Source organism: Lysobacter korlensis, from assembly GCF_042434515.1.
In genome coordinates this window covers 499,611-524,210 of the sequence record NZ_JBHLTG010000005.1, presented here as the reverse complement: position 1 = coordinate 524,210, position 24,600 = coordinate 499,611, and the positions used below count along the sequence as shown (strand labels likewise).

The 24,600-nt window shown below is 69.8% G+C and carries 26 protein-coding genes and 1 riboswitch; of the genes, 6 read left to right on the top strand and 20 right to left on the bottom strand.

The window, feature by feature from the left end:
• Positions 1 to 47: 47 nt before the first annotated feature.
• Positions 48 to 2,153 carry a beta-galactosidase gene (locus tag ACFFGH_RS21970; protein ID WP_386672313.1) on the bottom strand — a complete coding sequence of 702 codons (2,106 nt, stop codon included), beginning with the start codon at positions 2,151 to 2,153 and terminating at the stop codon, positions 48 to 50.
• Positions 2,154 to 2,340: 187 nt separating this feature from the next.
• Between ACFFGH_RS21970 and ACFFGH_RS21965 the strand changes: the two genes are divergently transcribed.
• A complete protein-coding gene (locus ACFFGH_RS21965) occupies positions 2,341 to 3,390 on the top strand; it encodes a LacI family DNA-binding transcriptional regulator (RefSeq protein WP_386672311.1) in 1,050 nt (349 codons plus the stop codon).
• Between the two features lie 67 nt (positions 3,391 to 3,457).
• On the opposite strand, the gene ACFFGH_RS21960 is transcribed toward ACFFGH_RS21965, so the two are convergent.
• The 7 genes from ACFFGH_RS21960 to ACFFGH_RS21930 all read right to left on the bottom strand — a co-directional run bounded on the left by ACFFGH_RS21960 (position 3,458) and on the right by ACFFGH_RS21930 (position 8,768).
• Positions 3,458 to 3,730 (bottom strand): hypothetical protein, encoded by a 273-nt coding sequence (locus ACFFGH_RS21960; RefSeq protein WP_386672309.1) that lies wholly within the window; start codon positions 3,728 to 3,730, stop codon positions 3,458 to 3,460.
• Positions 3,730 to 4,014 (bottom strand): DUF4287 domain-containing protein, encoded by a 285-nt coding sequence (locus tag ACFFGH_RS21955; RefSeq protein WP_386672307.1) that lies wholly within the window; start codon positions 4,012 to 4,014, stop codon positions 3,730 to 3,732. Before ACFFGH_RS21955 ends, ACFFGH_RS21960 begins: the two co-directional genes overlap by 1 nt.
• Positions 4,015 to 4,186: 172 nt before the next feature.
• On the bottom strand, positions 4,187 to 4,975 hold the full coding sequence (locus ACFFGH_RS21950; RefSeq protein ID WP_386672305.1) for a mechanosensitive ion channel family protein: 789 nt from the start codon (positions 4,973 to 4,975) through the stop codon (positions 4,187 to 4,189).
• A gap of 87 nt (positions 4,976 to 5,062) precedes the next feature.
• Positions 5,063 to 5,902, bottom strand: coding sequence for a DUF2382 domain-containing protein (locus ACFFGH_RS21945; protein ID WP_386672303.1), 840 nt, complete (start codon positions 5,900 to 5,902; stop codon positions 5,063 to 5,065).
• A gap of 97 nt (positions 5,903 to 5,999) precedes the next feature.
• On the bottom strand, positions 6,000 to 6,629 hold the full coding sequence (locus tag ACFFGH_RS21940; protein ID WP_386672301.1) for a hypothetical protein: 630 nt from the start codon (positions 6,627 to 6,629) through the stop codon (positions 6,000 to 6,002).
• 218 nt (positions 6,630 to 6,847) lie between these two features.
• Positions 6,848 to 6,923, bottom strand: a riboswitch (cyclic di-GMP riboswitch).
• 154 nt (positions 6,924 to 7,077) lie between these two features.
• Positions 7,078 to 7,539, bottom strand: a complete 462-nt coding sequence (locus ACFFGH_RS21935; RefSeq protein WP_386672299.1) for a MarR family winged helix-turn-helix transcriptional regulator — start codon at positions 7,537 to 7,539, stop codon at positions 7,078 to 7,080.
• A 311-nt stretch (positions 7,540 to 7,850) separates the two neighbouring features.
• Positions 7,851 to 8,768, bottom strand: coding sequence for a carbohydrate kinase family protein (locus ACFFGH_RS21930; protein WP_386672297.1), 918 nt, complete (start codon positions 8,766 to 8,768; stop codon positions 7,851 to 7,853).
• Positions 8,769 to 8,912: 144 nt separating this feature from the next.
• On the opposite strand from ACFFGH_RS21930, the gene ACFFGH_RS21925 reads away from it, so the two are divergent.
• Entirely contained in the window at positions 8,913 to 10,229 is a 1,317-nt protein-coding gene (locus tag ACFFGH_RS21925; RefSeq protein WP_386672295.1) for an FAD-binding oxidoreductase, read from the top strand.
• A 14-nt stretch (positions 10,230 to 10,243) separates the two neighbouring features.
• On the opposite strand, the gene ACFFGH_RS21920 is transcribed toward ACFFGH_RS21925, so the two are convergent.
• The 6 genes from ACFFGH_RS21920 to ACFFGH_RS21895 form a co-directional block, all read right to left on the bottom strand.
• Positions 10,244 to 11,308: a transaldolase family protein gene (locus tag ACFFGH_RS21920; protein ID WP_386672293.1), complete on the bottom strand. Its 1,065-nt coding sequence runs from the start codon at positions 11,306 to 11,308 to the stop codon at positions 10,244 to 10,246.
• Between the two features lie 72 nt (positions 11,309 to 11,380).
• Entirely contained in the window at positions 11,381 to 13,276 is a 1,896-nt protein-coding gene (gene iolD, locus ACFFGH_RS21915; protein WP_386672291.1) for a 3D-(3,5/4)-trihydroxycyclohexane-1,2-dione acylhydrolase (decyclizing), read from the bottom strand.
• The gene (iolB, locus tag ACFFGH_RS21910) at positions 13,273 to 14,187 is read right to left on the bottom strand and encodes a 5-deoxy-glucuronate isomerase (RefSeq protein WP_386672289.1); all 915 of its coding nucleotides are present in this window, start codon (positions 14,185 to 14,187) and stop codon (positions 13,273 to 13,275) included. Before iolB ends, iolD begins: the two co-directional genes overlap by 4 nt.
• 9 nt (positions 14,188 to 14,196) lie before the next feature.
• On the bottom strand, positions 14,197 to 15,054 hold the full coding sequence (locus ACFFGH_RS21905) for a TIM barrel protein (protein WP_386672287.1): 858 nt from the start codon (positions 15,052 to 15,054) through the stop codon (positions 14,197 to 14,199).
• Positions 15,051 to 16,067, bottom strand: coding sequence for an inositol 2-dehydrogenase (gene iolG / locus ACFFGH_RS21900; protein ID WP_386672285.1), 1,017 nt, complete (start codon positions 16,065 to 16,067; stop codon positions 15,051 to 15,053). Before iolG ends, ACFFGH_RS21905 begins: the two co-directional genes overlap by 4 nt.
• Positions 16,064 to 16,999 carry a nucleoside hydrolase gene (locus ACFFGH_RS21895; RefSeq protein ID WP_386672283.1) on the bottom strand — a complete coding sequence of 312 codons (936 nt, stop codon included), beginning with the start codon at positions 16,997 to 16,999 and terminating at the stop codon, positions 16,064 to 16,066. The genes iolG and ACFFGH_RS21895 overlap by 4 nt, the downstream gene beginning before the upstream one ends.
• Before the next feature lie 281 nt (positions 17,000 to 17,280).
• On the opposite strand from ACFFGH_RS21895, the gene ACFFGH_RS21890 reads away from it, so the two are divergent.
• The 3 genes from ACFFGH_RS21890 (at position 17,281) to ACFFGH_RS21880 (ending at position 18,705) form a co-directional block, all read left to right on the top strand.
• A complete protein-coding gene (locus ACFFGH_RS21890; protein WP_386672281.1) occupies positions 17,281 to 17,472 on the top strand; it encodes a hypothetical protein in 192 nt (63 codons plus the stop codon).
• Between the two features lie 325 nt (positions 17,473 to 17,797).
• Entirely contained in the window at positions 17,798 to 18,211 is a 414-nt protein-coding gene (locus ACFFGH_RS21885; RefSeq protein WP_386672279.1) for a CBS domain-containing protein, read from the top strand.
• Between the two features lie 113 nt (positions 18,212 to 18,324).
• Positions 18,325 to 18,705, top strand: coding sequence for a thioredoxin family protein (locus ACFFGH_RS21880; RefSeq protein WP_386672277.1), 381 nt, complete (start codon positions 18,325 to 18,327; stop codon positions 18,703 to 18,705).
• A 184-nt stretch (positions 18,706 to 18,889) separates the two neighbouring features.
• Here ACFFGH_RS21880 and ACFFGH_RS21875 read toward each other — a convergent pair whose 3' ends face one another.
• The 5 genes from ACFFGH_RS21875 to cysK form a co-directional block, all read right to left on the bottom strand.
• Complete coding sequence (locus ACFFGH_RS21875) at positions 18,890 to 19,114, bottom strand: hypothetical protein (RefSeq protein ID WP_386672275.1); 225 nt, start codon at positions 19,112 to 19,114, stop codon at positions 18,890 to 18,892.
• Between the two features lie 120 nt (positions 19,115 to 19,234).
• The gene (locus ACFFGH_RS21870) at positions 19,235 to 19,807 is read right to left on the bottom strand and encodes a GNAT family N-acetyltransferase (protein ID WP_386672273.1); all 573 of its coding nucleotides are present in this window, start codon (positions 19,805 to 19,807) and stop codon (positions 19,235 to 19,237) included.
• Positions 19,794 to 21,611 (bottom strand): DNA helicase RecQ, encoded by a 1,818-nt coding sequence (recQ, locus tag ACFFGH_RS21865; RefSeq protein ID WP_386672271.1) that lies wholly within the window; start codon positions 21,609 to 21,611, stop codon positions 19,794 to 19,796. Before recQ ends, ACFFGH_RS21870 begins: the two co-directional genes overlap by 14 nt.
• A gap of 70 nt (positions 21,612 to 21,681) precedes the next feature.
• Positions 21,682 to 22,227, bottom strand: coding sequence for a serine O-acetyltransferase EpsC (gene epsC / locus ACFFGH_RS21860; RefSeq protein ID WP_386672269.1), 546 nt, complete (start codon positions 22,225 to 22,227; stop codon positions 21,682 to 21,684).
• A 2-nt stretch (positions 22,228 to 22,229) separates the two neighbouring features.
• Positions 22,230 to 23,165, bottom strand: a complete 936-nt coding sequence (gene cysK, locus ACFFGH_RS21855; protein WP_386672267.1) for a cysteine synthase A — start codon at positions 23,163 to 23,165, stop codon at positions 22,230 to 22,232.
• A 141-nt stretch (positions 23,166 to 23,306) separates the two neighbouring features.
• Between cysK and ACFFGH_RS21850 the strand changes: the two genes are divergently transcribed.
• Positions 23,307 to 24,179, top strand: coding sequence for an EamA family transporter (locus ACFFGH_RS21850; protein WP_386672265.1), 873 nt, complete (start codon positions 23,307 to 23,309; stop codon positions 24,177 to 24,179).
• 1 nt (position 24,180) lies between these two features.
• On the opposite strand, the gene ACFFGH_RS21845 is transcribed toward ACFFGH_RS21850, so the two are convergent.
• A complete protein-coding gene (locus tag ACFFGH_RS21845) occupies positions 24,181 to 24,576 on the bottom strand; it encodes a hypothetical protein (protein ID WP_386672263.1) in 396 nt (131 codons plus the stop codon).
• Between the last annotated feature and the right edge of the window lie 24 nt (positions 24,577 to 24,600).

The window sequence follows — 24,600 nt, the reverse complement described above, 5'->3', positions numbered from 1 at the left end:
TTCTGTTTTCCGTTCGTTCGTTCCGACGGTCGCCCCGACCGGGGCGCTCAGTTCTCCCCGAAGACCTCCACGGCCCACGGGTCGAGCGAGATGGTGGCGCCGGCGCTCACCCGAGCCCCGCCGGCGCTGTTGGTGAGGTCGACGGGCGCGACGGCGGTCGCCGCACGCTCGGACCAGTTGTGCAGGAACCAGAACCGGGTTCCGGACGCCGCGACGCCCGACGACACGGTCACCGTCGGGTCATGCGACCAGCTGCCCGCGATCGGATCCTGCACCAGCCACGACGCGACGTCCCGCGCGAGCTCGCGGTTCGGCAGCGTGCCGACATAGGTGATGCGGCCGGAGCCGACGGCTCTCGTGGTGACGGCCGGGGAGGCGCCGTGGACGTGATGCACGTAGCGCGCGAGCGGCTCCGCACCGTCGAGCTGGAGGGCGTCGACCCAGGCGGTCCCGGCCGCACCGTCGGAGAGCTGGAAGCCGTTCTCAGCTTCCACCGCGACGGGCTCCGCGATGTTGGAGTACTCGTCGTACCAGACGCCGGCGGCGTCGGCGAAGCGTCCTGGGGCGACCTCCTTGCGGGCGCGGGCGAGCTCGTCGCCGTACCCGGTGCGGATGCCGAGCACGAGGTGACCACCGGCTTCGGCGTAGGCGCGGAGGAACTCGAGCTGCGCGTCGGTCGCGACGTAGAACGCGGCGGCGACGACGACCGGGTGCGCGTCCACGAATGCTTCGACGTCTGCTCCGTCGAGCGCGTTCGCATGGACGAGGCGCGCCTGGAGTCCCGCCTCGAACGCGCCGCGGGCGAAGGTGTCGAGAATGCGGAGGTACGAGCCGGCATCCGGATTGCCTGCGGCATCCGGAAGCGGCGGGTAGGAGTCGAACGACCACTTCGTGTCGTTGGAGTAGAGGAAGGTGATGTCGGCGTCCGGCACGTAGCCGGCGAGCTGCGGGCCGAGCTCGCCGAGCAGCGCGCCGAGCTCCGCGGCCTCCCGGTAGAGACGTCCGGGCCGCTGGCTGTGCGGCAGGATCCCGCCCCAGTAGGTCTCGACGCCGAAGTGCAGCGTGTGCCAATGCCAGTACTCGATCATGGTGGCGCCGCGGGCGATCAGCGCCAGCGCCGCCTGTGCCAGCTGCCCCGGATAGGGCGGCAGGTTCTGCCACGGTCCGCCGATCGAGCTGGCCGCCGTCTCGGTCACCAGGTACCGGCTGTGCGTCGTCGCGTACATGCGGTCGCCCTGCCCGAACAGCGCCCACACGCCGGTGGTCCACCACCGTGCGGTCCGGGGCATCTCCTTCTCCACCGCGAGGCCGTCCTGCATCAGGTAGTACGGATTGCCGGCGACGACGTCGAGCGACTCGACCAGGCGGTCGTCCTCGACCGGGAGCCGCTCGTAGGAGATGCAGGTCATGACGAACTGGGTGTCGCTCGCGTATTCGTTCGCGAGCCGCGACTGCCAGGCGATGTAGTCGTTCACCAGCTTGGCCTGGAACCGGCGCCACTCGAGCTGGTACTGCGGCATCGCATTGCCGTCCGGTGTCCAGAGCTCCTCCCACTCGGCGATGCGGTGCGACCAGTAGACGAGTCCCCACTCCTCGTTGAGGGTCCCGACGTCTCCGTACTTCTGCCGGAGCCACTCGAGGAACGCGGCGAACGTGTGCTCGTTGTGGATGAGGTGTGCGCCAGGCTCGTTGTCGACCTGGAACCCGATGACGGCGGGGTGGGACGCGTAGCGCTCGAGGATCTTGCGGATCACCCGCTCGGCGTAGGGCAGGAACTCCGGATTGGTGAAGTCGACCTCCTGACGCGCGCCCCAGCCGATCCGGGAGCCGTCCGCCCGTTGGATCGCGAACTCCGGATGCTTGGTCTGCAGCCACGGCGGGATCGCATACGTCGGGGTGCCGAGGATGACGCCGATCCCGCGGTCGTGGGCGCCGTCGAGCACCGGTTGCATCCAGTCGAGGTCGTACTCGCCGTCGCGCGGCTCCCAGGTGGACCACACCGACTCACCGACGCGGATCACGGTGAAGGCCGCCTCAGCCATGAGATCGAGATCCCGGTCGAGCGTTCCCCCCTCCTGATACTCCTGGTAGTAGGCGGCTCCGAAGAGGATTCGGCCTTCCAGTGCGGATGCTGTGGGGCGGAACTCGCGCATGTGACTCCGGTGTCGTGTGCTGGGGAGAAGCTCGGTACAGCCGAGCTCGAGCCGAACATGTTTTCGACAACATGACGGCATATCAAGCATGTTGTCGATAACATCGCCTTGTCAAGCATCAATCGCCTGGGACTGTATTCGCTATCGTTGGGCCTCGGCGCCACCGTTCGAGCGGGAAGGATCGGCATTGGTCAACGCAACTGGGCCGCTCGAGCCGTCCATCCGACCGGCGCCCTTCAAGGCCGCCACCATCTACGACGTCGCCCAGGCGGCCGGGGTTTCCCATCAGACGGTCAGCCGCTTCCTCAAGGGGTTCGACGGCATCCGCCCGGAGACGCGGCAGAAGGTCACACGAGCGCTCGACGAGCTCGGATACCGGCCGAACCTGACCGCGCGCAGCCTGAAGTCCGGCCGCTCCCACCGCATTGGCGCCCTGACGCACGACATCTCGCTCGTCGGTCCGATCCGCATCGCCGAAGGTGCCAGCGCGGCCGCACGGGAAGCGGGCTACGTGCTCGACCTGGTCTCACTGGACGTGCACAATCCGCGCGCGATCGAGGAGTCGCTCGAGCTGCTCACCCAGCACGAGCTCGCCGGCGTGCTGGCGCTGGCGTCCACGGACGAGATGCGGCGCGCATTCGAGACGACGAATTTCCGGGTTCCCGCGTACGTCTACTCGGAGGCCGACGACGCCGCCGCCGGCCACCGGTCGGATCTGGCGGAGAACGGCATCCCGGCGCTGATCGGCCATCTTGCCGGGCTCGGTCACAGGAGCTTCGCGCACATCGCGGGGCCCGAGAACTGGTCGCCGAGCCGGAACCGGCTCCTCGCCTACCAGACCGCGGTGGAGCACCAGGGGCTTCGCTCAGCCGGCGTCCTGTTCGGGGACTGGTCCGCGAAGTCCGCGTACCAGGCGATCTCGGAGCTGCGCGAGCTGCCCCCCGCAACGGCCTATCTCGCGTCGAACGACCAGATGGCGCTCGGGGCAATGCTCGCGCTCAAGGAGCGCGGCCTGCGCGTCCCCCAGGATGTGAGCGTCGTCGGCATCGACGACATCCCCGAGGCCGCCTATTTCGACCCACCCCTGACGACCCTTCGCCTCGACTTCGAGAGCCGCGGGCGCCAATCGCTGAACACTCTTCTGGCGCGCATCGAACGCACCGAGCAGCCTCCGCTCGACATCACACCGGCGGAGCTGGTGATCCGCCGGTCGTCCGGCCCCGCACCTGCCGGCTGATCAGAGCGATTCCCCGGATCAGCTGCCGAGCAGGGCGAGCGAGATCGCGGACCGGGTCGTCACCGCCTCAGCGGCGGCTCAGCCGCCCGTACGCGTCCACCGTGATCATGACCGATTCGATCTTCCGGTTCACCACGCGGATGATCACGACGATCAGCCACAGGCCGGCCGTGACGATGGTGAGCAGCAGGTTCCAGAACCAGCCGATCCGCTTCTTCCGCTGCAGCACGGCCTGCGCCCCGGCGACGCTGGACACGGTCCATCCCTCCGCGGCGTATCGAGCGACTTCGGCGTTGAGGATCTCCTGCCGCTGATCCGCGGTGAGCGACGCGTCGGCCATCAGCGGTTGGCCTTCCCGTCCAGGCGGAGCCTGGTCGACTCGTCGCGATGCACCCCGTCGGTGCCGACGTGCTTCTCGCTGATGGTGTCGCCCTTGGTGATGACGTGCACCATCGCCATCGCGTGGCCTCGGCCGAGGCTGTAGTCGTCCTTCAGCCACTCGAGGATCTGGCCCGCCCTGACACCGGGGGCGTCGAACCCCTTCGCACGGGCCTCGGCCAGCAGTTCGTTCGGCGTCTTGCCGGTCTTGTCCTCGATCGCGTCGAGGTACGCCTGGAATGACATGGTTTCTCCTTGCCGCCAGCGGTCGCTCCGCGGGCTGTTCCGGCACGCCGCCCCCGCGACAGCTCGACCAGCGGGTGTGTCCTACTCAATCAGCGGAATGGTGTCCGGCGAAAGAGGAACGCGCCCCCGCAACGTGGTCAGCGGAGGCGCGTTCGTCGTTCGCGGCCGGGAACTACAGCGAGGACTGCCCCGAGCCGGCCGGCCGGGTCGAGCCTCCGGCGGCGCCGCTGCTCTTCATCTTCGCGGTCGCGGTCTGCGCCTGCTCCTTGACGCTCGGCGCATTCTGCACCGAGGCCTTGGCGGCCGGGAGCTCGACCTCGGCCTTCTGCAGCCACGCCTCCCAGCGGGCGCGCATCGGCTGGATCATTCCGCCGCCGACACCGACCACGAGAATGCCGCCGATGGTGGCGAGCACGGTGATGAGGACGGGGGTGGTGACCGTCGTGGCGATCTCGACCTGGTTCAGGGCAGCCGTGATGCCGAGGAACAGGATGAAGACCGCGGCGATGTTGCCGAGGATCTTGCCGTAGGAGAGCCCGCCGAGCGCACCCTGGATCAGCGTCTTGGCGCCGGCTGCGATGGCCGAAGCAAGGATCACGATGATGATGGCGACGATGATGCGCGGGATGAAGGCGATGATGCCTTCGAGCAGGTCGCTGACGGGGTTCGGCCCGAAGACACCGAACGCGAACTGGAGCACGAAGAGCACCAGCGTGTAGTACAGCAGCTTGGCCACGATGTCGGAGGCGTCGAACTTCGACTTCTCGAGGGCCTTCTTGACGCCGCCGCGCTCCACGGCGCGGTCGAAGCCGACGCGCTCGAGCAGCTTGTCGAGGGCCTTCGAGAGCACCTTCGCCACGATGAGGCCGACGATGAGGATGACGAGGAACAGCAGGAACTTCGGGATGAAGTCGATCACCGACGCGAGTCCGTCTTGCAGGACGACCATGAAATCGTTCATGGGAACCTCTCTTTCTTGGGGCGGGGTAGGAAACGCCGCCGCCGCATCGGGATGCGGCGGCGGCGCGGTGCGCGGGTGGCGCGGGTGTTACAGGTTGGAGCGCCCGCTGTTGCGGTCGTCACCGTCGAAGGTGATCTCCTCCTTGCGGACCTCTTCGTTCACGGTCTGCTGCTCGGTGACGACGTCCTTGTCGAGGCGGACGCGCTCGACCGGGACGGCCTCCTTCTGGATGACGGGGCGCTCCTCGGAGAGGACCACCTCGTGCTCCTCCTCGCTGATCGCGGGTCCGTCCATGGCGTCGCCGATGTTGGCGTCGGTGATGGGCTCGCGCTCGATCCGCACTTCCTCACGCTGCACGGGGACGGTTACCGACTGGTTCTCGGTCACGACGTACTTGCGCAACCGGGCCTTGCCGGTCTGGACGCGTTCCGTGCCGACGTGCAGCTGCTCCTCCGACCGGGTCATGGCGTCGTCGGTGGTGGGGCCGGATGTGTCGTGTCCGACCGTGTCCCGACGGTCCCGGTCCGTGTCGGTGTAGGCGCGGTCGGTGTCCGTCGTGGTGTAGTCGGTGCCGGTGGTGTCCTGGGTGAAACCGGTGTCAGTGCCGTAGGAGCCCGCGGTCATGCCGTAGTACCGGTACAGCTCGTCCTCGTCAGAGGGCTCGAGGTGCTGGTCGGCGTCGACGCGGGGCGCGTCCTTCACGCGGTCCTTGTCGTAGTTCACCCGGAGCTCGTCGCCTGCCCAGGTCGCGTCCTCGAGCGGGACGAAGGATTCCTTCGTGCCGAAGAGGCCCGTCTTGACGCTGGCCCAGCTCGGGTGGCCGTCGTTGTCGTCGAGGTACACCTGGCCGACGGAACCGATCTTGTCGCCGTCCTTGTCGAGGACGTCGGCGCCGATGAGCGATGCGATGTTGTCACTGCTGATCATTGTGTTTCCCTTCTTTCCCTGTTGCCCCCGTCGTGCGGGGGGGATGCGGACTTCGTCCGCGGTGGGTTTTTGTGTGGTTGGTGGTGTGCTCCGCAGGTCAGCGGCCGAGACCGGCGCGATCGACCTTGCGGTGGTAGTGCATTCCGGCCTTGCCGCCGAGGACCGCTCCGATGAGCGGCACGAGCGCCAGCACGATCGCGGTGATGATGCCGACGACGGTGAGGGTGCCCTCGTTGACGGGGATCCGCGGGAACGCGTTGAGGCCCGAGAGCACGTTGAACTGGCTGCCGAGCACGGCGCCCAGGATGGCCAGCACGATGGCGAAGATCAGGGCCCACAGCCAGACAGCGAGGCCCTGCTTGGCTCCGTTGAATCGCGCCATGCGTCCGGCGACGTAGCCCCCGCAGTAGTAGGCGACGAAGAGGACCACGAGCAGCACGATCGCGGAGACGATGCTTGCCGCGTCCAGGTTCTGTGCGGCCGCGTCGGTCGCCTCCTGCGGGTCGGTGCCTGTGGTGAGGCCGACGACGGCGCCGGCTGCTGCGAGCAGCGCCGTCAGCAGCACTGCCATCCCGGTGGCGGTGAGCCAGCCGAAGAACGCGGAGCCCCACTTGATGCCGCCGAACTCCTCCTTCTCCCGGTCGACCACTCGGTTGCGGAGCGTGTCGTCCGGGTCGACGGGCACGGCGCCGCCCGAGGGGCGGTCGTTCGAATCTGCAGTACTCATTGCTGTGTCCTTTCAGATGCGCGGCGGCACCCAGGTGTTGCCGCCGGGCAAGGCTGTGGTGACCGGATGTGCCGGTCGGGGTGGATCGATCCGCATCCATGCGAGGCAGGGTGCCCGATCACGCGTTGGTCAGATCAGTTGTCCGTATTGGAGTTGCGACGCCGTACGGCGATGCCAGAACTTCTCCTGTTGAACGAAAGCGAACAAGGGTCTCGCCCTTCGGTAGCCCGGCTGACCCGACTGGGTCCCGTGGCTTTGCGTCGCCGGTTCACACCGGGTTTGCCGTTTCGTTGACTGTTCCGACGATAACCCCGGCGTGTCGGCGCGTGACGGTATTTCAGCGGGTGCCCACGGTGTCCTCAGCCAGCGCTCAAGCACTTGCCAGATTGAGGAAAACGTGCATGCGGACGCGACCGATTCCCGCCCTCCGGCAAGACCGGTGCGCCTGCTATGCACTCGCGGAGGCGCGGCGGGTGGCCGCCAGCGTCTCGTTCAGGCGGTCTCGCAGCTCCTCGAGCGCCTCGACCGGGATGCCCAGCTTCTCGACGACTGCGACGGGGACCTGCTCGGCGCGCTCACGCAGCGCGCCGCCGGCCGCCGTCAACTCGACCTTGAGTTCCCGCTCGTTCGCCGCATTCCGCGCTCGCGTGATGTAGCCGCTGCCCTCCAAGCGCCGCAGGAGCGGAGTCAGAGTCGCCGGCTCCAGATACAGCGACTCCGCCAGACTCCGCACCGTTCTGGGGCTCTGCTCCCAGAGCGCCAGCATCACGAGGTACTGGGGATGCGTGAGCCCGAGGGGCTCGAGAATCGGCCGGTACAGCCCGATCACACTGCGACTGGTGGCCGCGAGCGCGAAGCACACCTGCCGCTCGAGTGCGAGCAGGTCTTCGGCCTTGGCGACGTCCGGCATGCCTCCATATTAACCGCTACACTGATTCTTAGTGCACTAACGGTTGGAGCGGTGTGGCGAAGCGCAAGCGGGACCCGTGGTCGATGCGGCTGAACCGGGCCCTGTTCCCGGTGTTCGGCCCGGCACAGCTGGGCGCCGGACGACCCGAACGGCCGTACACGCCCCCGGCGAACCCGCCGTGCCCCATGTGCGGGCAGCCGATGGTGGATCACCACGTCGAGCGGACCGCCGATCAATCGCACGCCACCAGGGTGTACTGTCCCACGCCCGCCGTCTGAGCACTGGCGACCGCGCCGCGGAAGGCTTGACGCCTAGAGCAGCTCCCCGAGCTCGGCAGCGGTCGGCGGCTGCGCACCCGGACGGCCGACCGTGATCGCCGCCGCTCGCACGGCCATCGCCCCCACCGCGCTCAGCGCCGCGGAGTCGAGTTCGCGAGGCGGATCATCCCGCTGCAGCAGCTCGGCGAGCAGGCACGACATGAACGAGTCGCCGGCGCCGATCGTGTCGGCGACGGGAACCCGGACCGCCGGCACGTTCACCGCGTGCGCCCGCGTCCGCAGCCGCGCCCCGGCCGCTCCGAGCGTGCACACGGCGAGGTCCGCCCCCAGGTCGAGCACGCGCGCGAGCACGTCGTCGACGTCCGAACCGGGATAGAGCCATTCGGCGTCCTCGTCGCTGAGCTTCACCACGCCGGCGAGTCCCACCGTCTCCTCGAAGGCGGCGAGAGCCGACTGGCGGGCACCGACGAGAGCCGGCCGGATGTTCGGGTCGAAGGTGACGAGGGCCGAACCGGCCGCGCCGGCGAGCGTGCGGCGCACAGCTGTCGCGCCAGGCTCGAGGAACGCGGCGATCGAGCCGGCATGCACTGCGCTGAACACCGGCGGGACCGCGATCGGCTCGACGTCCCAGCGGATGTCGAACTCGTAGCTCGCCGTGCCGTCCGCCCCGATGCGGGCGACCGCCGTCGACGTTCGGGGCGCGTCCTCCGATCCCGGCCACAACGCGACGCCGGCCGAGCCGAGGTGTCCACGGACTCGCTCGCCATGTGCGTCGCGGCCGATCCGGGTCTGCAGTGTCGTGGCGATGCCGAGCCGCGCAAGTCCGAATGCCACGTTGAGCGGGCTCCCGCCGGGGAACTCCCGGTCGCCGTCCGGCGCGCGGACGATGTCGACGAGCGCCTCCCCCACGACGAGGACGCTCGGTGGGTCTGTCGCCGGCACGCTGGTCACCCGCTTGATCGTAGCCCCCGGCCCGCCGGGTCTCGGCGCTGTCCGCCCGGCACGACGCAGGACGGGAGACCGGGAACCATGACTACTGGCTCTTTACGAGCCTGCCCATCGGGAGCAAGATGGTGGACCGTTGAAGGGCGAACGATGACGATCGAGAACTTGCGAACCACCATCAGCGGGGCCGTCTACACCGAGACGGACGATGGCTTTCCCGAAATGCGCGCCGGGCATTCCGGCAAGGATGCGCCCGACGTCGTGATCCGCGCGCGGACCGCGGAGGACGTCGCGAATGGTGTGAGGTACGCCGCGGCCGAGGGTCTGCCGCTCGGTGTCCGCAGCGGCGGGCACAGTCACTGGGGACAGGTGCCCGGCGGCCTCATCGTGGACCTCCGCGACCTGCGCGAAATCGAAGTGCGCCACGACCTCGTGCGGGTCGGCGGCGGGGCGACCTGGGGCGAGGTCGCCGAGACCATCGGCAGGCATGGCCTCGCGATCAGCTCGGGCGACACCGCGAGCGTCGGCGTCGGCGGCCTCACGCTCGGCGGCGGCGTGGGCTGGATGGTGCGGCTCTGGGGGCTGGCACTCGACCAGCTGGTGTCCGCCGAGGTGGTGACCGCGGCAGGGAAGGTCGTTCGGGCAGCGGAGGACGAGAACCCGGAGCTCTTCTGGGCTATCCGGGGAGGCGGCGGCAACTTCGGCGTCGTCACTCGCTTCGACTTCCTCGCGCACCGGCTCCCCGGCGTCGTGTCCGGCGTCATCCTCTTCGAGGAGGACGTCGACCAGGTCGCCCTCTTGAGCGCGTGGCGAGACGTGATGCGGTCCGCCCCGGAGGAGCTCAACGTCACGTTCATCGCCATGCCGCCGATGGGCATGCCCGGGCCGGCGGGGCCACAGCTGGTCGTCTGCTATGCCGGCGACGACGAGGAGGCCGCCGCAGCGGCGATCGCCCCCCTGCTGCGGATCCCCGGTGTCGCCTCGAGCGAGATCGCTCCGAAGTCGTACGCCGACGTGCTCGCCCCCGACATGGGTCCGGCGGAGCTGCCGCCCATGGTGGACGGGAACGGGCTCGCCGAGGAGTTGACCGACGACCTCATCCAGGCGGTGGTCGAAGCCTCGGCCGACTCGTCACCTGCGGTGCTGATGATCCGCTATCTGCGCGGGGCCTACAACCGGGTGCCGTCGGACGCGACGGCGTTCCCGTACCGCTCCGCGGAGGTGCTGCTGATCTCCGCGGCGTTCCTGGCGCCGGATGCGCCGGACACCGAGTACGCCCGGCTGCGGGCGGTGTGGGACACGGTCCGGGTGCAGACGCTCGGCATATACGGCAACTTCACGGTGTCGACCGAGGGATACGAGGTCGACCGCATGTATCCCGTCGGAACGCTCCGCCGCCTGCGGGAGGCGAAGCGCGCGTGGGATCCGGACAACCTCTTCGGGCGCAACCACAACATCAGGCCCTGACGCGCGAACGTGCGTCAGGGCGCGGGAACCACCACGTCCCGCACCAGCCCTTCGAGATCGGCGGTCGCGTCGAGGAATTGTCGCAGCGTGCGCCGAGTGGCGCCGTAGTCCTGGAAATCCTCCACCGCCATGCCGTTCTCGTCGTAGGCACGACGGAAGTCGGGCAGTTCCTGGAGCGCCGCCAGATGCGCCGCCGGAACGGGCTCGTCGATCCGTGACCCGAGCCGGATGTCGTTCTCATTGATCCGCAACTGCCACTCGTACGGCGGCGAGACGACTACGTCGCCGCCCTGGAACTCGCTCCAGTGCATGTGGTTCCGGAACGCGGCGGAGAGGAGGCGCAGCCGGTAGCCGCGCTCACGGTAGACGCGGTAGGCGTTCTTGAACGCCGCGACGCCCGCCCACTCCAGCGCGCCCGGGTCGACGAGGATGCGATCGCGCTCGACGGTGTGCTTCAGCCAGTCGTCGAGGCGGCCGACCATGATCGTGCAGACCGCCCCCATGGCTGAGACGTCGTGGCCGTCCGCCTCGCGCCGTGCGAGGCCGCGCTCGACCGCCCCCGCGACCGCGATCGCCTGCGGAACGGTGAACGACACCGTGGCGTTGATGCTGACACCGCGGTAGGTGACCTCCTCCATCGCCTCGATGCCGACGCGGGTTGCCGGGATCTTCACGATGATGTTCGGCGCCAGCCGGTCGAAGGCGAGCGCCTGCGCCACGAGTGCGTCCTTGCTTCGGTGCAGCCGCGGGTCGGTCTGCACGGACAGCCGCCCGTTCCGGCCGCCGTGCTGCTCGAATGCCGGCAGCAGGAGCTCGGCCGCCTCACGGGAGAGCCGCTCGACCGCCTTCCAGCCGAGTTCCGCCTCAGAGCCGGTCGGGAACTCCTCGGCGAGCTCACGGATCCGCGGCACCCACACGTCGGGGTGGCGTTTCAGCACGGAGAGCGCGATGACGGGGTTGCAGGTCGCGCCGACCGCGCCGAAGCCGATGGATTCGCGCAGCTCCTCGAGGTCGGCGGAGTCGTTCCAGAGGGCCGTGGGGGTGGTCTGCGTGGCCTCGAGCAGTGCCGTGGTTGTCATCGACTTCTCTTCTGTGGTTGCGGCCCTTCGACAAGCTCAGGGACCGGGTATCGGTTGCGGCCGTGAAACCCATCAGCCGAGCAGCGGCCGCTGCGCGGCGCGCTGCCTCTCGTACTCGCGGCGGGCGCGCTGCGTGCTGTCGAGGGTCGACACCTGCGCGACCGGCACGTCCCACCAGCCCTCGCCGTCCGGCGCGTACTGGAGGGGGTCGCTCTCGATGTGGATGAGGGTGCTGGTCTCCGATGCCTTCGCGGCGGCGACCGCGTCGGAGAGCCGGTCGAGGGCGTCCGTGCCGGGCGCGATCTCGACGACGTCGATTCCGTAGCTGCGGGCGTTGGCCGCCAGGTCGACCGGCAGCACGTCGCCTGCATCGAAGCCGTGCGTCTCATCGAGGAAGCGGTACCGGGTGCCGTACCGCCCGGATCCGACGGTTTCCGACAGATGGCCGATCGAGGCGAAGCCGTGGTTCTGGATCAGGACCACGATGATCTTCAGCCGTTCGGCGACCGCCGTCACGAGCTCGGTGTGCAGCATCAGGTAGGAGCCGTCGCCGATCAGCACGATCACGTCCCGGTCGGGGGCCGCCCGCCGCACGCCCAGCCCGCCGGGGATCTCGTAGCCCATGGTCGAGTACGCGTACTCGACGTGGTAGCCGAGCGGGTCGCGCACCCGCCACAGCTTGTGCAGATCGCCGGGGAGGGATCCTGCCGCCTGCACCACCACGTCGGTCGGCTCGCTGACCCGCTGCACCGCTCCGATGATGCGCGCCTGCGCGGGCCGCGGCGCGTCATCGGGCGCCAGGGCGGCGTCCGCCGCCGCATCCCACTCGGCCTTCTCCCGAGCGATCCGCTCCGCGTATGCCGGGTCGACTGCGTGCCCGGCGAGCGCCTCGATCAGCGCCGTGAGCGTCTCGCGCGCGTCGGCGATCACGGGGAGCCGGCTGCCGTGCTTGTAGGCGTCGAATCCGGTGACGTTCACGTTGACGAACCGCACGCCGGGGTCGTGGAACACGGTGCGGCTGGCGGTGGTGAAGTCGCTGTAGCGGGTGCCGAAGCCCAGAACGACGTCCGCTTCGGCGGCGAGGCGGTTCGCGGCGGTCGTGCCGGTGGCGCCGACCCCGCCGAGGTACTGCGGGTGATTCCAGCTCAGCGATCCGCCGCCCGCCTGGGTGGTGCCCACCGGGATGCCGGTGGCCTCCACGAACTCGCGCAGCGCGCTCTCGGCACCCGAGTACAGCACACCGCCGCCGGCGATCAGGAACGGACGGCGTGCCCCGCGGATCGACTCGACCGCCCGGGCCAGCGGACCGGCCTCGGGGAGCGGACGCCGGATATGCCACTCACGCGGCTGCAAGAACTCGATCGGCACGTCGAGGGCCTCCGCCTGCACGTCCTCCGGCAGCGCGATGGTCACCGCACCCGTCTCTGCCGGGTCGGTGAGCACCCGCATCGCGGCGAGCGCGATCGAGAACAGCTGTTCCGGACGCTGCACCCGGTCGAAGAATTTGGACAGCGGACGGAATGCATCATTGACGCTGATGCCGATGTCATGCGGCTGCTCGAGCTGCTGCAGCACCGGGTCGGCGACCCGGGTGGCGAACGTGTCGCTCGGCAGCAGCAGCACCGGAAGCCGGTTGGTGGTGGCGAGCGCGGCGCCCGTCAGCATGTTGGTGGCGCCGGGGCCGACCGACGCGGCGCACGCGTAGGTCGCACGGCGACGGCGCATCCGCGCATAACCGACCGCCTGGTGCACCATCGCCTGCTCGTTGCGCGCCTGATGGTATGGCAGAACACCCGGCTGCTCGACGCTGTGCTGCTTCAGCGCCTGCCCGACGCCGGCGACGTTGCCGTGTCCGAAGATGCCGAACATCCCTGGGATGGTGCGCTCACGGATGTCCCCATCGACGGTCCACTGGTTCGCCAGGAACTCCAGAAGCGCCTGGCTGACGGTCATCCGCTTGGTCGTCATCGATCGCTGCTTTCTCTCGGTCCGAACGGGAGGCGCGGGTCGGGGGCTTGCCGCTCCCACAGCTGCCGCAGCCAGGCGTGTGCTGGGTCATCCGTGATCCGCCAGGCACGCTCCGGCTCGGGACCGGCCATGACATTGAGGTAGTAGAGGTCGTAGCCGGGCGCCGCGGCGGCGGGGCCGTGGTACCCGAACGGCACGAGCGCGATGTCACCGGTGCGGACGAGCGCGGCGGTGTCGATCTCTCCCGCCGGCGAGCTGTAGGTGCTGAACATCCCGAACGGATCGACGTCGGACGGCGTGGGGCCTCCGCGATCCACGTCGGCCTCGAAGTAGTAGATCTCCTCGAGGCGGCTCTCTGTGCCGTCCAGGGACTCGTCATGCTTGTGGGCGGGATACGACGACCAGTTGCCCGACGGGGTGATCACCTCACAGGCGATCAGGCGCTGCGCCTCGAGAGCCCCCGGCACGCCGAAGTTGTGCACCTGCCTGCTGGAAGTGCCGGCGCCGCGGAGCTCGACGGGCACGTCGGCCTTCCGCAGCACAGCGACCGGGAGCTCCTGGTCGGCCTCCGCCTCGGTGACCGCGACCCGCCCCGTGCCGGTGAGAATCGCCCGCGTGCCGACACCGAGGTAGGCGACGTCCGCGGGTCCGTCGAAGACCGACTGCCGCCCCTCGAGCGAGATGCGGCCACTGCCGCGTGGGCCCTCCCACTCCAGCGTGACCTCACCCGAGAGCGGCAGGATCATCCGTTCCACTGGACCGGCATCCACGCGGAGCTCCCCCGTGGCGGGCAGCTCCCCGACTCGCAGCCCGGTGTGGCCCCATCCGGGCCGGGGCGCGTCGACAACGCTCTCCCATCCCGCGGACGACAGCGTGCCCTTCCGGAAGAACCACTCATTGGTGCGGGCCATCCGTGCCTCCTATTCGAGTCCGCGAAGGTAGGCGAGGCTCTGCTGCACGTCCCCGACCGGGCCCTCGTCCTGCGGCTCGCCGGGCAGGATGGTGTCCTGTTCGAGCACGTACCAGCCGTCGTACCCGGCACCGTCGAGGGCGCGGACGATGGCGGCGAAGTCGACGTCGCCCTGACCGAGCGGCGCGTAGATGCCGCGCCGCACCGCCTCGGTGTAGGTCAGCTCGCCACTGCGGACCTGTGCGGCGATGCTCGCCCGCACGTCCTTGGCGTGCACATGATTGACGCGGTCGGCGTACCTCGTGACGAGCTCGGCCGGGTCGGTGCCTCCGATGAGCAGATGCCCCGTGTCGAGGCACAGCGGGATGGATGAGTGCTCGAGCACCCGCTCCACCTCCTCGCGCGTCTCCACCATGGTGCCGACATGCGGATGAAGGCTCGGCTTCACGCCGTAGTCGGCGGCCAGCTCGGCGATCCGGTCGAGGTTCGCCGAGACGGTCTCCCACTCCTCCTCGTTCAGCAGGGGGCGGGCGTCGTACCCGTCTGCTCCGGAGGCGGCGGCGAGCACCAGCACGTCCCCGCCCGCCGACCGGAACCCTTCGAGCGCCCGCTCGACGTCGGGCAGCGGGTCGGTGTCGCGGTCGTGCACCACGACCGGGACGAACGCCCCGACGGGTGAGAGGTTCGCGTCGGCGAGGAGCCGCGCACGCTCCGCCGTGTCACGCGGCAGCCAGCCGTCCGGCCCGAACTCTGTGGCGGTCAGCCCGAGGCGCGCCATCTCGGTGAGGACGCGCTGCGGGTCGAGCTGGTGTCCCCAGCCGGGCACCTCGCAGACACCCCAGCTGATCGGTGCTCCGGCGATTCTCATGGGTTCGGCTCCTTCGGATGTGTGCGCGGCGCCACCCGGACGCGCTCCCCCGTGGTGGCGCTGCGGGTCGCCGCGTCGGCGAGCAGCAGCGCCTCCCGCCCGTCGAAGATCGACGGACTCGGCGCCACGCCGTCCCCGATGGCTCTGAGGAACGCGTCGAGTTCCGCCCGGTAGGCGTCGGCGTAGCGTTCGAGGAAGAAGTCGAGGTACGGCGACGCTGCCCCGGACGTCGACGGTCCCGAGTACCGGACGGTCGAGGTCAGCTGGTTGACGGTCTCCAGCGACCCCGACTCGCCGAACGCCTCGATCCGCTGGTCGTAGCCGGTGGCGCAGTGCCGGGAGTTGATGATCGTGGCGACCGCGCCGGTCGCGGTGCTCATGGTGACGACCGCGGCGGAGAAGTCGCCGGCGGCCGCGATGCCGGAATCCAGCCGCTGCCCCATGGCGTGCACCTCGACGAAATCGCCGAGCAGGAAGCGCGCGAGGTCGAAGTCGTGGATGGTCATGTCGCGGAAGATGCCGCCCGACTGGGCGATGTAGGACGCGGGCGGCGGTGCGGGGTCGCGACTGACGATGGTGAGCTGCTCCAGCGGTCCGATCTCGCCCTCCGCAAGGCGCCGCTGGACGAGGGCGTTGCCCGTGTCGAACCGGCGGTTGAAGGCCACCATCACGCGGTGCTCGGCACCGGCGATCGCGGCGATGCACTCGTCGACACGGGCAAGGTCGAGGTCGACCGGCTTCTCGACGAGCACCGCCTTGCCCGCGGCGATCGCGCCCGTGATGTGCTCGACATGGAACGGTGTCGGGGAGCAGATGACGACGGCGTCGACGTCGTCGGCGGTGTACGCGTCGGCGACGTCGGCGCTGGTGCGCACGCCGAGCGGCGCGGCGACGGCATCCGCCGCTCCCGCGACCGGGTCGGCGACGAGCGCGAGTTCCGCGTCGGGGTGCGTCGCGATGTTGCGTGCGTGGATGCGGCCGATGCGTCCGGCGCCGATCAGCGCGAGCCTCACGTGGCTCCCTCCTCCCGCGCCGGACCTGCGGTGAGCACTCGCGTCCGGAACAGGTCGAGCACCAGGTCAGGACGCCCGTCGGCGGCGATCGAGACCGCGGAGCCCGAGGGCACGCGGTTGAAGAACGGGTCCGCCTCGGCGATGGTCATGCCCCGGGTGACCGATCCGTTCAGCTCGACGGCGACCTTCGCGGATTGGAACGTGAACCACTCCGGATGCAGCACCGCGGCGACGGCGGTCACATCGCAGAGCGTCACCTCCGTCGTGCGGTACGCCTCCGCGTACACGGCAGCGAGCTTCGCGAGCATCGCGGCGACCGGCGACGCGGTCGCCGCAGCCCGGTATGCGTCGAGATCGAGGCGCGCCCGGGCTGCCTCCTCGAAGCCGACCAGGCGGAGCGGGATCCCCGACCGGTACACCGTGTCGGCGGCCTCTGGGTCGATCGCGGCGTTCGCCTCACGGTGCTGTGTGTGGAATGCGCCACTCATGGCGACGATCTCTCCGACGCGCGCCATCGCTTGCGGGTTCCGCCGGATCGCTTCCGCCACGTTGGTGAGCGCGCCGATACAGAGCAGGACGAGGTCCGCTCCGTGCCGTTGGGCGAGCGTGATCACGGCGTCGGCGGCGTCCGCTTGCTCGACCGTCATGCCTGCGAGCCCCTTCTCCCACGCGTTGAGGCAGTGCTCCGGCGACAGACTGTCGAGCACCTCGTTGCGCACGGCGGGTGAGTCGGCGCCGGCATGCACCGGCACATCGCCGCGGCCGGCGTCCATCAGCATCGCCTTGGCGACCTGAGCCCGTCGGTGGGCGCTCGCGCCGGCACCGACGGTGGTCACGGCGACGAGGTCGGGCTCCGGGGCCGCAAGCAGCAGGGCGAGTGCGTTGGCGTCGTCGAAGTCGCCGCCGATGTCGGTGTCGAGCACGAGCTTCATGCCGTCGCTCCGGATGCCAGGAAGGGACGCTCACGCGAGCGCGTCGCGACCGGACTTTTCCTCATTGAAAGAACCCATCCTGTTCGGCATCGAACTCCGGCCGACGTGGTCCGAGTCGGGCCGTCAGCCACGGACGACTCTACTGAAATCGGCGCAAAAGTTCACGCGTATTCACCCTTCGAGCCGCTTCTGCTCGCCCACGGCAGGGAAAACGGCCCCGGATACCCCCAGATCGGGGGCGTCTTCCGCCAACCGGCCCGCTCGTCCGTTAGGCATGTTCTATGGAGATCGTGCTCGTCGTGCTCGCGGGGTGGCTCGTGGCCTCCCTCGCGGTCGCCCTGCTCGTCGGCCGCGTCCTGCGCGTCGCGGACCGCCGGGAGCGGGCGACTCTCGTCACGGCAGACGGCATGCCGCGCCCGACGCGCGAGACCGCGGCCGGCGCTGGCACCGCAGATGTGCAGGAAACCGCCTGAGCGGACGAGCGCGCCGGACGGAAGAATGCCCGGGGGCCCCCTTGCTCGAAACCCCCGGGCATCGTCCGGCCGGCCGGGGTGGGCATCGAGCGGCGCGACCGATAACGTGCTTGCCACGCTAAGCCGCAAGCGCGGACGCCGCTCGGGGTTCCCAGCCAACCCCAGGCGTGTCGCCAGGAACACGTGTGCTCCGGGATCACCCTGTTCGCCCCCTGAGCGTTGGCTCCCGGCTCGCTCCGAGCTGGGTGCCGGCGACGGGCGCCCTCACTAGCGTCGAAAACGCCGGGGCACCGTGCCCCGGCGACGCGCACGACGGAGGACATCCATGACACAGGTACGTGAACTCATGACCCCTGACCCGGAGCACCTCAGCGCTGACGACACGCTCGTCACGGCGGCACAGCGGATGCGTGACGCCGACGTCGGCTCGCTGCCGATCTGCGACGCCGACGGCAGGGTCACCGGCATCGTCACCGACCGCGACATCGTGGTGAAGTGCATCGCAGAGGGCGGCGACCCCTCTTCGGCAACGGTCGACTCCATCGCCTCGGAGATGGTCTACACCGTCGGACCGGACGACCAGATCGAGAACGCGCTCAGCGTGATGGAGGACCACCAGGTCCGTCGTCTGCCGATCGTCGAGAACGGCAAGCTGGTCGGCATGCTCGCCCAGGCAGACGTGGCCCGCACCATGTCGGAGCCGCGAGTCGGCGAGGTCGTGGAGGAGATCTCGAGGTAGGCAGCTCCAGACCGCCTTCGGGAACGGCGCCCCAGACTTCGGGGCGCCGTTCCCCCGGTCCAGCGTCCCCGGCGGTTACGGTCGCTCCCAGGCTTCGGTCGTAGCCTTAACCGATGGCAACCCGCGAACTCTCCGCCCAGGACTTCGAGTCCGTCGTCACCGCCCCGGGGATCACCCTCGTCGACTGGTGGGCCGAATGGTGTGGGCCGTGCCGCGCGTTCGCTCCCGTCTTCGAGGCCGCGAGCGAGGCGCATCCTGAGATCACTTTCGCAAAGGTGGACACCGAGGCGGAGCAGGCGCTCTCCGGCGCGGCCGGCATCCGTTCGATCCCGACACTCATGGCGTTCCGCGACGGCGTGCTGGTCTTCGCGCAGCCCGGCGCCCTGCCGGCGCCCGCCCTCGAACAGGTCATCTCCGCCGTCGAAGGCCTCGACATGGAGAAGGTGTTCGCCGAGCTGGAGAAGCAGGAAGCCGAAGCCCCCCAGCAGCAGTAGCCCCCGCTCCTCTTCCACGGGTCGCGGAGATCTGACACGAAACGCCGTCGAGTCGCGTCAGAAGTCCGCGAGTCGACGAAGCACTGAACCGACTCGGTACAGGAAGAACCGCCCCGGTCCGAGGAGCGGGGCGGTTCTTCTCGCGGGTCGTCCGCGTCGTTGCGGACGTCAGCGGCATCGGGCGTCAGCGCAGAGCGCTCTGCGCCTCCTCCATCGTCGCGAACGTGCCGAGGCACTTGCCCAGTCGCGTGGTGACGAGGTAGCCCTTGCCCCATTGCTGCTCGATCATGCCGGCGAACTCGCCGCCGCGCCGACCGACCCAGAGGCCCGCCTGCACCGCCTGCCACGTCGTGCGGTTCGGCTCCGTTGCCGAATCGACCCGTGTTCCCTTCTCAGCCAGAATCGTCATGCTTGCTCCCTTGCCCGATCGATACACCCCTCGGGAATGACCCCCTGGCGGGGGCGTAGGTGGTATGGATTCATTAGGCCCAATCGCAACCGCTTTCAGCCAGTGTTTAACAGGCAGTCCTCAGCTTGAACCGATTTTCATAGGGTCCTCCAAGCGAGTCCGGGCCCGGTAGAGCACATGGCGGCGCAGCGGCGACGCTCCGGGGAGTGCCGGATGATCGAAGTCGTCGGCCTCATCGTGCTCCATGCCGATCCGCTCCATCACGGCTCGTGACCTCCGGTTCTGCACCGCGGTGAAGGACACCACCTCCTCGAGTCGCAGCTCTTCGAACGCGAACCGGAGCACCCGTGTCGCCGCCTCCGTTGCGTAGCCGAAGCCCCATGCTGAGCGCGCGAACCGCCACCCGATCTCGACGGCCGGCGTGAAGTGCGCCTCGAACCGTGGCTCCGCGAGACCTGTGAAACCGAGGAACTCGCCGTCCCGCTCGACAGCCCAGAGGCCCCAGGAGCGCTCCGCGAGCGATGCCGCCGCGCGACCCGCCAGGGCGTCGCTCTCCGCGCGGGTCAGCGGTGCCGGGAAGTACCGCATGACCTCGGGGTCGGCGTTCAGCTCGGCGAACGGCTCGAGGTCGGATTCCCGCCAGCCGCGGAGCAGCAGCCGCTCGGTGTGCAGCCGCGGCTCAGGCGTCGACATGTGCGCGCAGCACGTCGAGCAGCGCCTCGCCGAACGCCTCGAGCTTCTTCTCCCCCACCCCGCCGACCGTTGACAGGTCCTGCAGGGAGGCAGGGCGCCGAGTCGCGAGCTCCCGCAGCGTCGCGTCAGGGAAGACGACGTATGCCGGAACGCCGCGCTCCTTCGCCGCGCCGGCCCGCCAGGCGCGCAGCTGCTCGAACAGCGCCTGTGCGCCGACCGGCAGGTCGCCGCCGCTGGCAGCGCCGCGGCGCTGCCGCCGGGTGGCCGTGCGCTCCGGGTCGCGGCGCAGGCGCACCGTGCGGCTGCCGCTCAGCACCTCAGCGGAGGCGTCCGTCAGCACCAGCGTGCCGTACCCGTCGCTCGCCACCGCGAGCAGACCCTGAGCCAGGAGCTGCCGCACGACGGCACGCCACTGCTGGTCGCTGAGGTCGGCACCGATCCCGAAGGTGGTGAGCGCATCGTGGCCGTGCTGCTCCACCCGCGGTGTTCGCTTGCCGAGCAGGATGTCGATGACGTGCCCGGCGCCGAACCGCTGGTGCCGCTCCCGCCACAGCCGCACGACGGTGGAGAGCAGCTTCTGCGCCGCCACGGTGCCGTCCCACGACTCCGGCGGGGTGAGGCAGGTGTCGCAGTTGCCGCAGGCGGTGCTCTCCTGGCCGAAGTAGCCGAGCAGCTGCACCCGGCGGCACTCGATCGTCTCGCAGAGTGCGAGCATGGCGTCGAGGTGGGCGCTCGCACGGCGCTTGAATGCGGCGTCGCCCTCGGAACGGTCGATCAGCTGCCGCTGCTGCACCACATCCTGCAGGCCGTAGGCGAGCCACGCGGTCGCCGGCAGGCCGTCGCGGCCGGCGCGCCCCGTCTCCTGGTAGTAGCCCTCGACGCTCTTCGGCAGGTCCAGATGCGCGACGAAGCGGACATCCGGTTTGTCGATGCCCATGCCGAACGCGATGGTCGCCACCATGACGATGCCGTCCTCGCGCAGGAATCGCGCCTGCGACGCAACTCGCTCCTCGGCGGGGAGGCCGGCGTGGTAGGCGAGCGCCGGGATGCCGTGCGACCGCAGCTCTGCGGCGGTGCGCTCCACCGACGCGCGGGAGAGGCAGTAGACGATGCCCGCGTCGCCGGGGTGCTCGGTGCGCAGCAGCTCGAGCAGCTGTGTCATCGGCTGCGTCTTCGGCACGATGCGGTACTGGATGTCCGGGCGGTCGAAGCTCGACACGAAGTGGCGGGCGCCGTCGAGTCGCAGCCGCTGGGTGATCTCCGCATGGGTGGCGCGAGTGGCCGTGGCGGTGAGCGCGATCCGCGGCACGTCCGGCCACCGCTCGTGGAGCATCGACAGGGAGAGGTAATCGGGGCGGAAGTCGTGACCCCACTGGGCGACGCAGTGCGCCTCGTCGATCGCGAAGAGCGCGAGGGGCGCGCGGTCGAGCAGCGCCGCCGTGGACGCGACACTGAGCCGCTCGGGAGCGAGGTAGAGCAGGTCGAGCTCTCCGGCGACGACCGCCTGCTCGACCCGGGCACGCTCCGCCTGGGACTGGGTCGAGTTCAGGAACGCGGCCCGCACACCGACCGCCTCCAGCGCATCCACCTGGTCCTGCATCAGCGCGATGAGCGGCGAGATGACGACGCCCACGCCGCTGCGCACGAGCGCCGGGATCTGGTAGCAGAGCGACTTGCCGGCGCCGGTGGGCATGAGCACGAGGGCGTCGCCGCCGCCGACGAGGTGGTCGATGATCTCGTCCTGCTGACCACGGAACGAGTCGTATCCGAAGGTCTTCTCGAGAACCGAGAGCGGCGAAGTCACTGGAGCAGTCTAGGCACGCCCTCCGACGCCCCGGAGCGAGAGCCACTCGCTGTGAGGTCCCCCGGGTTACTCAGATGTCCCAGGTGAAGTCGCTGGTGTAGTCGTGCCGCTGCGGCCGGGCCTTCGCCGGCACGCCGACGAGGAGGGAGTGCGGAGGCGCATCCCGGATGACGACGGCTCCCGCGCCGATGACGCTGTCGGCGCCGATCAGGATCGGCCCGAGGATCGTGGCGCCTGCGCCGACGACGACCCGGTCACCGAGGACGGGATGCCGCTGCTCGCGCCGCGCGGTCGTGCCGCCGAGCGTGACGCCGTGGTAGAGCATCACGTCGTCACCGATCACCGCCGTCTCGCCGATCACCACGCCCATGCCGTGATCGATGAAGAACCGCCGCCCGATCGTCGCGCCCGGGTGGATCTCGATGCCGGTCAGGAAGCGGGCGAACTGCGACCATGCCCTCGCCGGCAGCCGCAGCCAGCGCACTCGCCACATCCGGTGGGCCAGTCGGTACGCCCAGATGGCGTGCAGGCCGGAGTAGGTGAGCCAGACCTCGAACGCGCTGCGCGCGGCCGGATCGCGACGTCGCGCGCTCGCGATGTCCTCGCGAACGCTCAACGTCAGACTTCGAGGTCTTCGTACAGCACGGTGGAGAGGTACCGCTCGCCGTAGCTGGCGAGCACGACCACGATGGTCTTCCCGGCGTTCTCCGGCCGCTTCGCGAGCCCGACCGCGGCGTGCACCGTCGCGCCGGATGAGATCCCGGCGAGGATGCCCTCCTCGGTGCCGAGGCGCCGGGCCATCGCCACCGACTGTGCGATGTTCACGTCGATCACCTCGTCATAGACCGTGCGGTCGAGGATCGCCGGCACGAAGTTGGCACCGATGCCCTGGATCTTGTGCGGGCCGGGGTCCCCGCCGTTGAGGATCGGCGACTCCTCCGGCTCCACGGCGACGACCTGCAGGCCGGGCTTCTGCTCCTTGAGGAACCCGCCAGCGCCGGTGATGGTGCCGCCCGTGCCGATGCCGGCGACGAAGAGGTCGACCTCGCCGTCGGTGTCCTCCCAGACTTCAGGCCCGGTGGTGGAACGGTGGATGGCCGGGTTCGCCTCGTTCGCGAACTGGCGGGCGAGCACCGCGCCGTCGCGCTCGGCGACGACCTGCTCCGCCTTCTGAACCGCGCCGCGCATGCCCTCGGAGCCGGGCGTGAGCAGCAGCTCCGCGCCGTACGCCTTCAGCAGCAGCTTCCGCTCGCGGCTCATCGTCTCGGGCATGGTGAGCACCACCTTGTAGCCGCGTGCGGCGCCGACCATCGCGAGCGCGATGCCGGTGTTGCCGCTGGTCGCCTCGACGATGGTCCCGCCTGCGGGAAGCTCGCCGGAGGCCTCCGCCGCGTCGACGATGGCGATGCCGATGCGGTCCTTGACGCTTGCCGAGGGGTTGTAGAACTCGAGCTTGCCGAGCACCGTCGCGCCGGCCCCGTCGGTCACCCGATTCAGGCGGACGAGCGGAGTGCGGCCGAAGGCCTCGGTGATCGACGAGTGGATGCGAGCCATGGCGAGAGCTTTCGGGTCGGGATACAGAGGCGGATCAAGCCTATGGGCTGGTAACCGGGTGTCCACCGTGTTACCCGGCCGCTGACGCAGGCGTCGGAGCGGGCAGGTCCCTCCGGCAGCCTGCGTTAGCGTTGAATCCTCATGCTCACCGTCCTCGTCGGCCTCAGCGGTGCGCTGATCTTCGGCGCCGCGGACTTCCTCGGCGGCGTCGCCGCGAAGCGGATCAGCCCGATCCGCGTGGTCGCGATCTCCGCCGCGACCGGGTTCGTCGTGATGCTGATGGCTCTGGCGGTGCTCGGCGGCGAGTGGTCGACAGCGGCGGTGGCACTCGGCGCGGTCACCGGGATCGTCGGCGCCGCAGCAATCGGGCTGTTGTACGCGTGCCTCGCGATCGGACCGATGAGCATCCTCTCCCCGCTCACGGCCGTCGTCTCCGCGATCGTGCCGGCGACGTGGGGGCTTCTGCAGGGCGACCGGCTGTCACCGATCGGGTACGTCGCCATCGGCATCGCCCTCGTGGCCGTGGTGCTGGTCGGCTTCGTGCCCGAGCGCGGGGCTGTGCGGCCCACCCTGCCCGGACTGGTGATGGCGACGGCCTCCGGGGCGCTGATCGGCGCGTTCCTCATCCTGATGGACCTCACACCCGATGACTCCGGACTGGTGCCGCTCGTCGTCAACCGGGCGGTGAACAGCACCACGATGTTCCTCGTCGTGGGGTTCATCGCACTGGCGATGGCGCGGCGCCCCCGGACGACTGCGGTGGCCGCCGCACGCGGCTGGCGCCCAGGGCTCTGGTTCGCGGTCAGCGTCGGGGTGCTCGATTCGGTGGCGAACGCGCTGATCCTGTTCGGGCTGCGCGTCGGCGAGCTGTCGGTGATGTCGGTGCTGACGGCGATGTACCCGGCCGGCACGATCCTGCTGGCGGCCACAGTGCTCCGCGAGCGGATCGCCCCGGTGCAGTGGGTCGGCCTGGTGCTCGCCCTCGCGGCCGCCGGCATGCTGTCGCAGGCGTAGCTCAGCGGCGCCGGGTCAGCCCGACGACCGCCATCGCCGCCGAGAGCCCGACAGCGGACGCATGGGAGGGCGTTCGCTCGTTCGGCCGCCGGAACGACTCCCGCACGTTCCGCTCGAGCAGATACCAGACGACATACCAGGCACCGAGCCCGCCAATCGCACGTCGCAGCCACAACCGATCCCGGACGAAGAGCGCCGTCGTGCCGGCCGCATGCAGGGCGAGCAGCGGCCAGGGCGCGGACATGCCAGAGCCCATCGTCCACATGTCCCGGGCGACCGTGTCCGGGTTTCCCGTGGCGAACGGGAGCTCGACCGGCACGCGATGCCGGATGCCGGTCCGTGCCGCCTGCAGGTGCACGGCCAACTGCGCTGCCGACAGCCCGGCGAGAAGCTTCATGGGGCCACGGTACCTGCGGTCCCT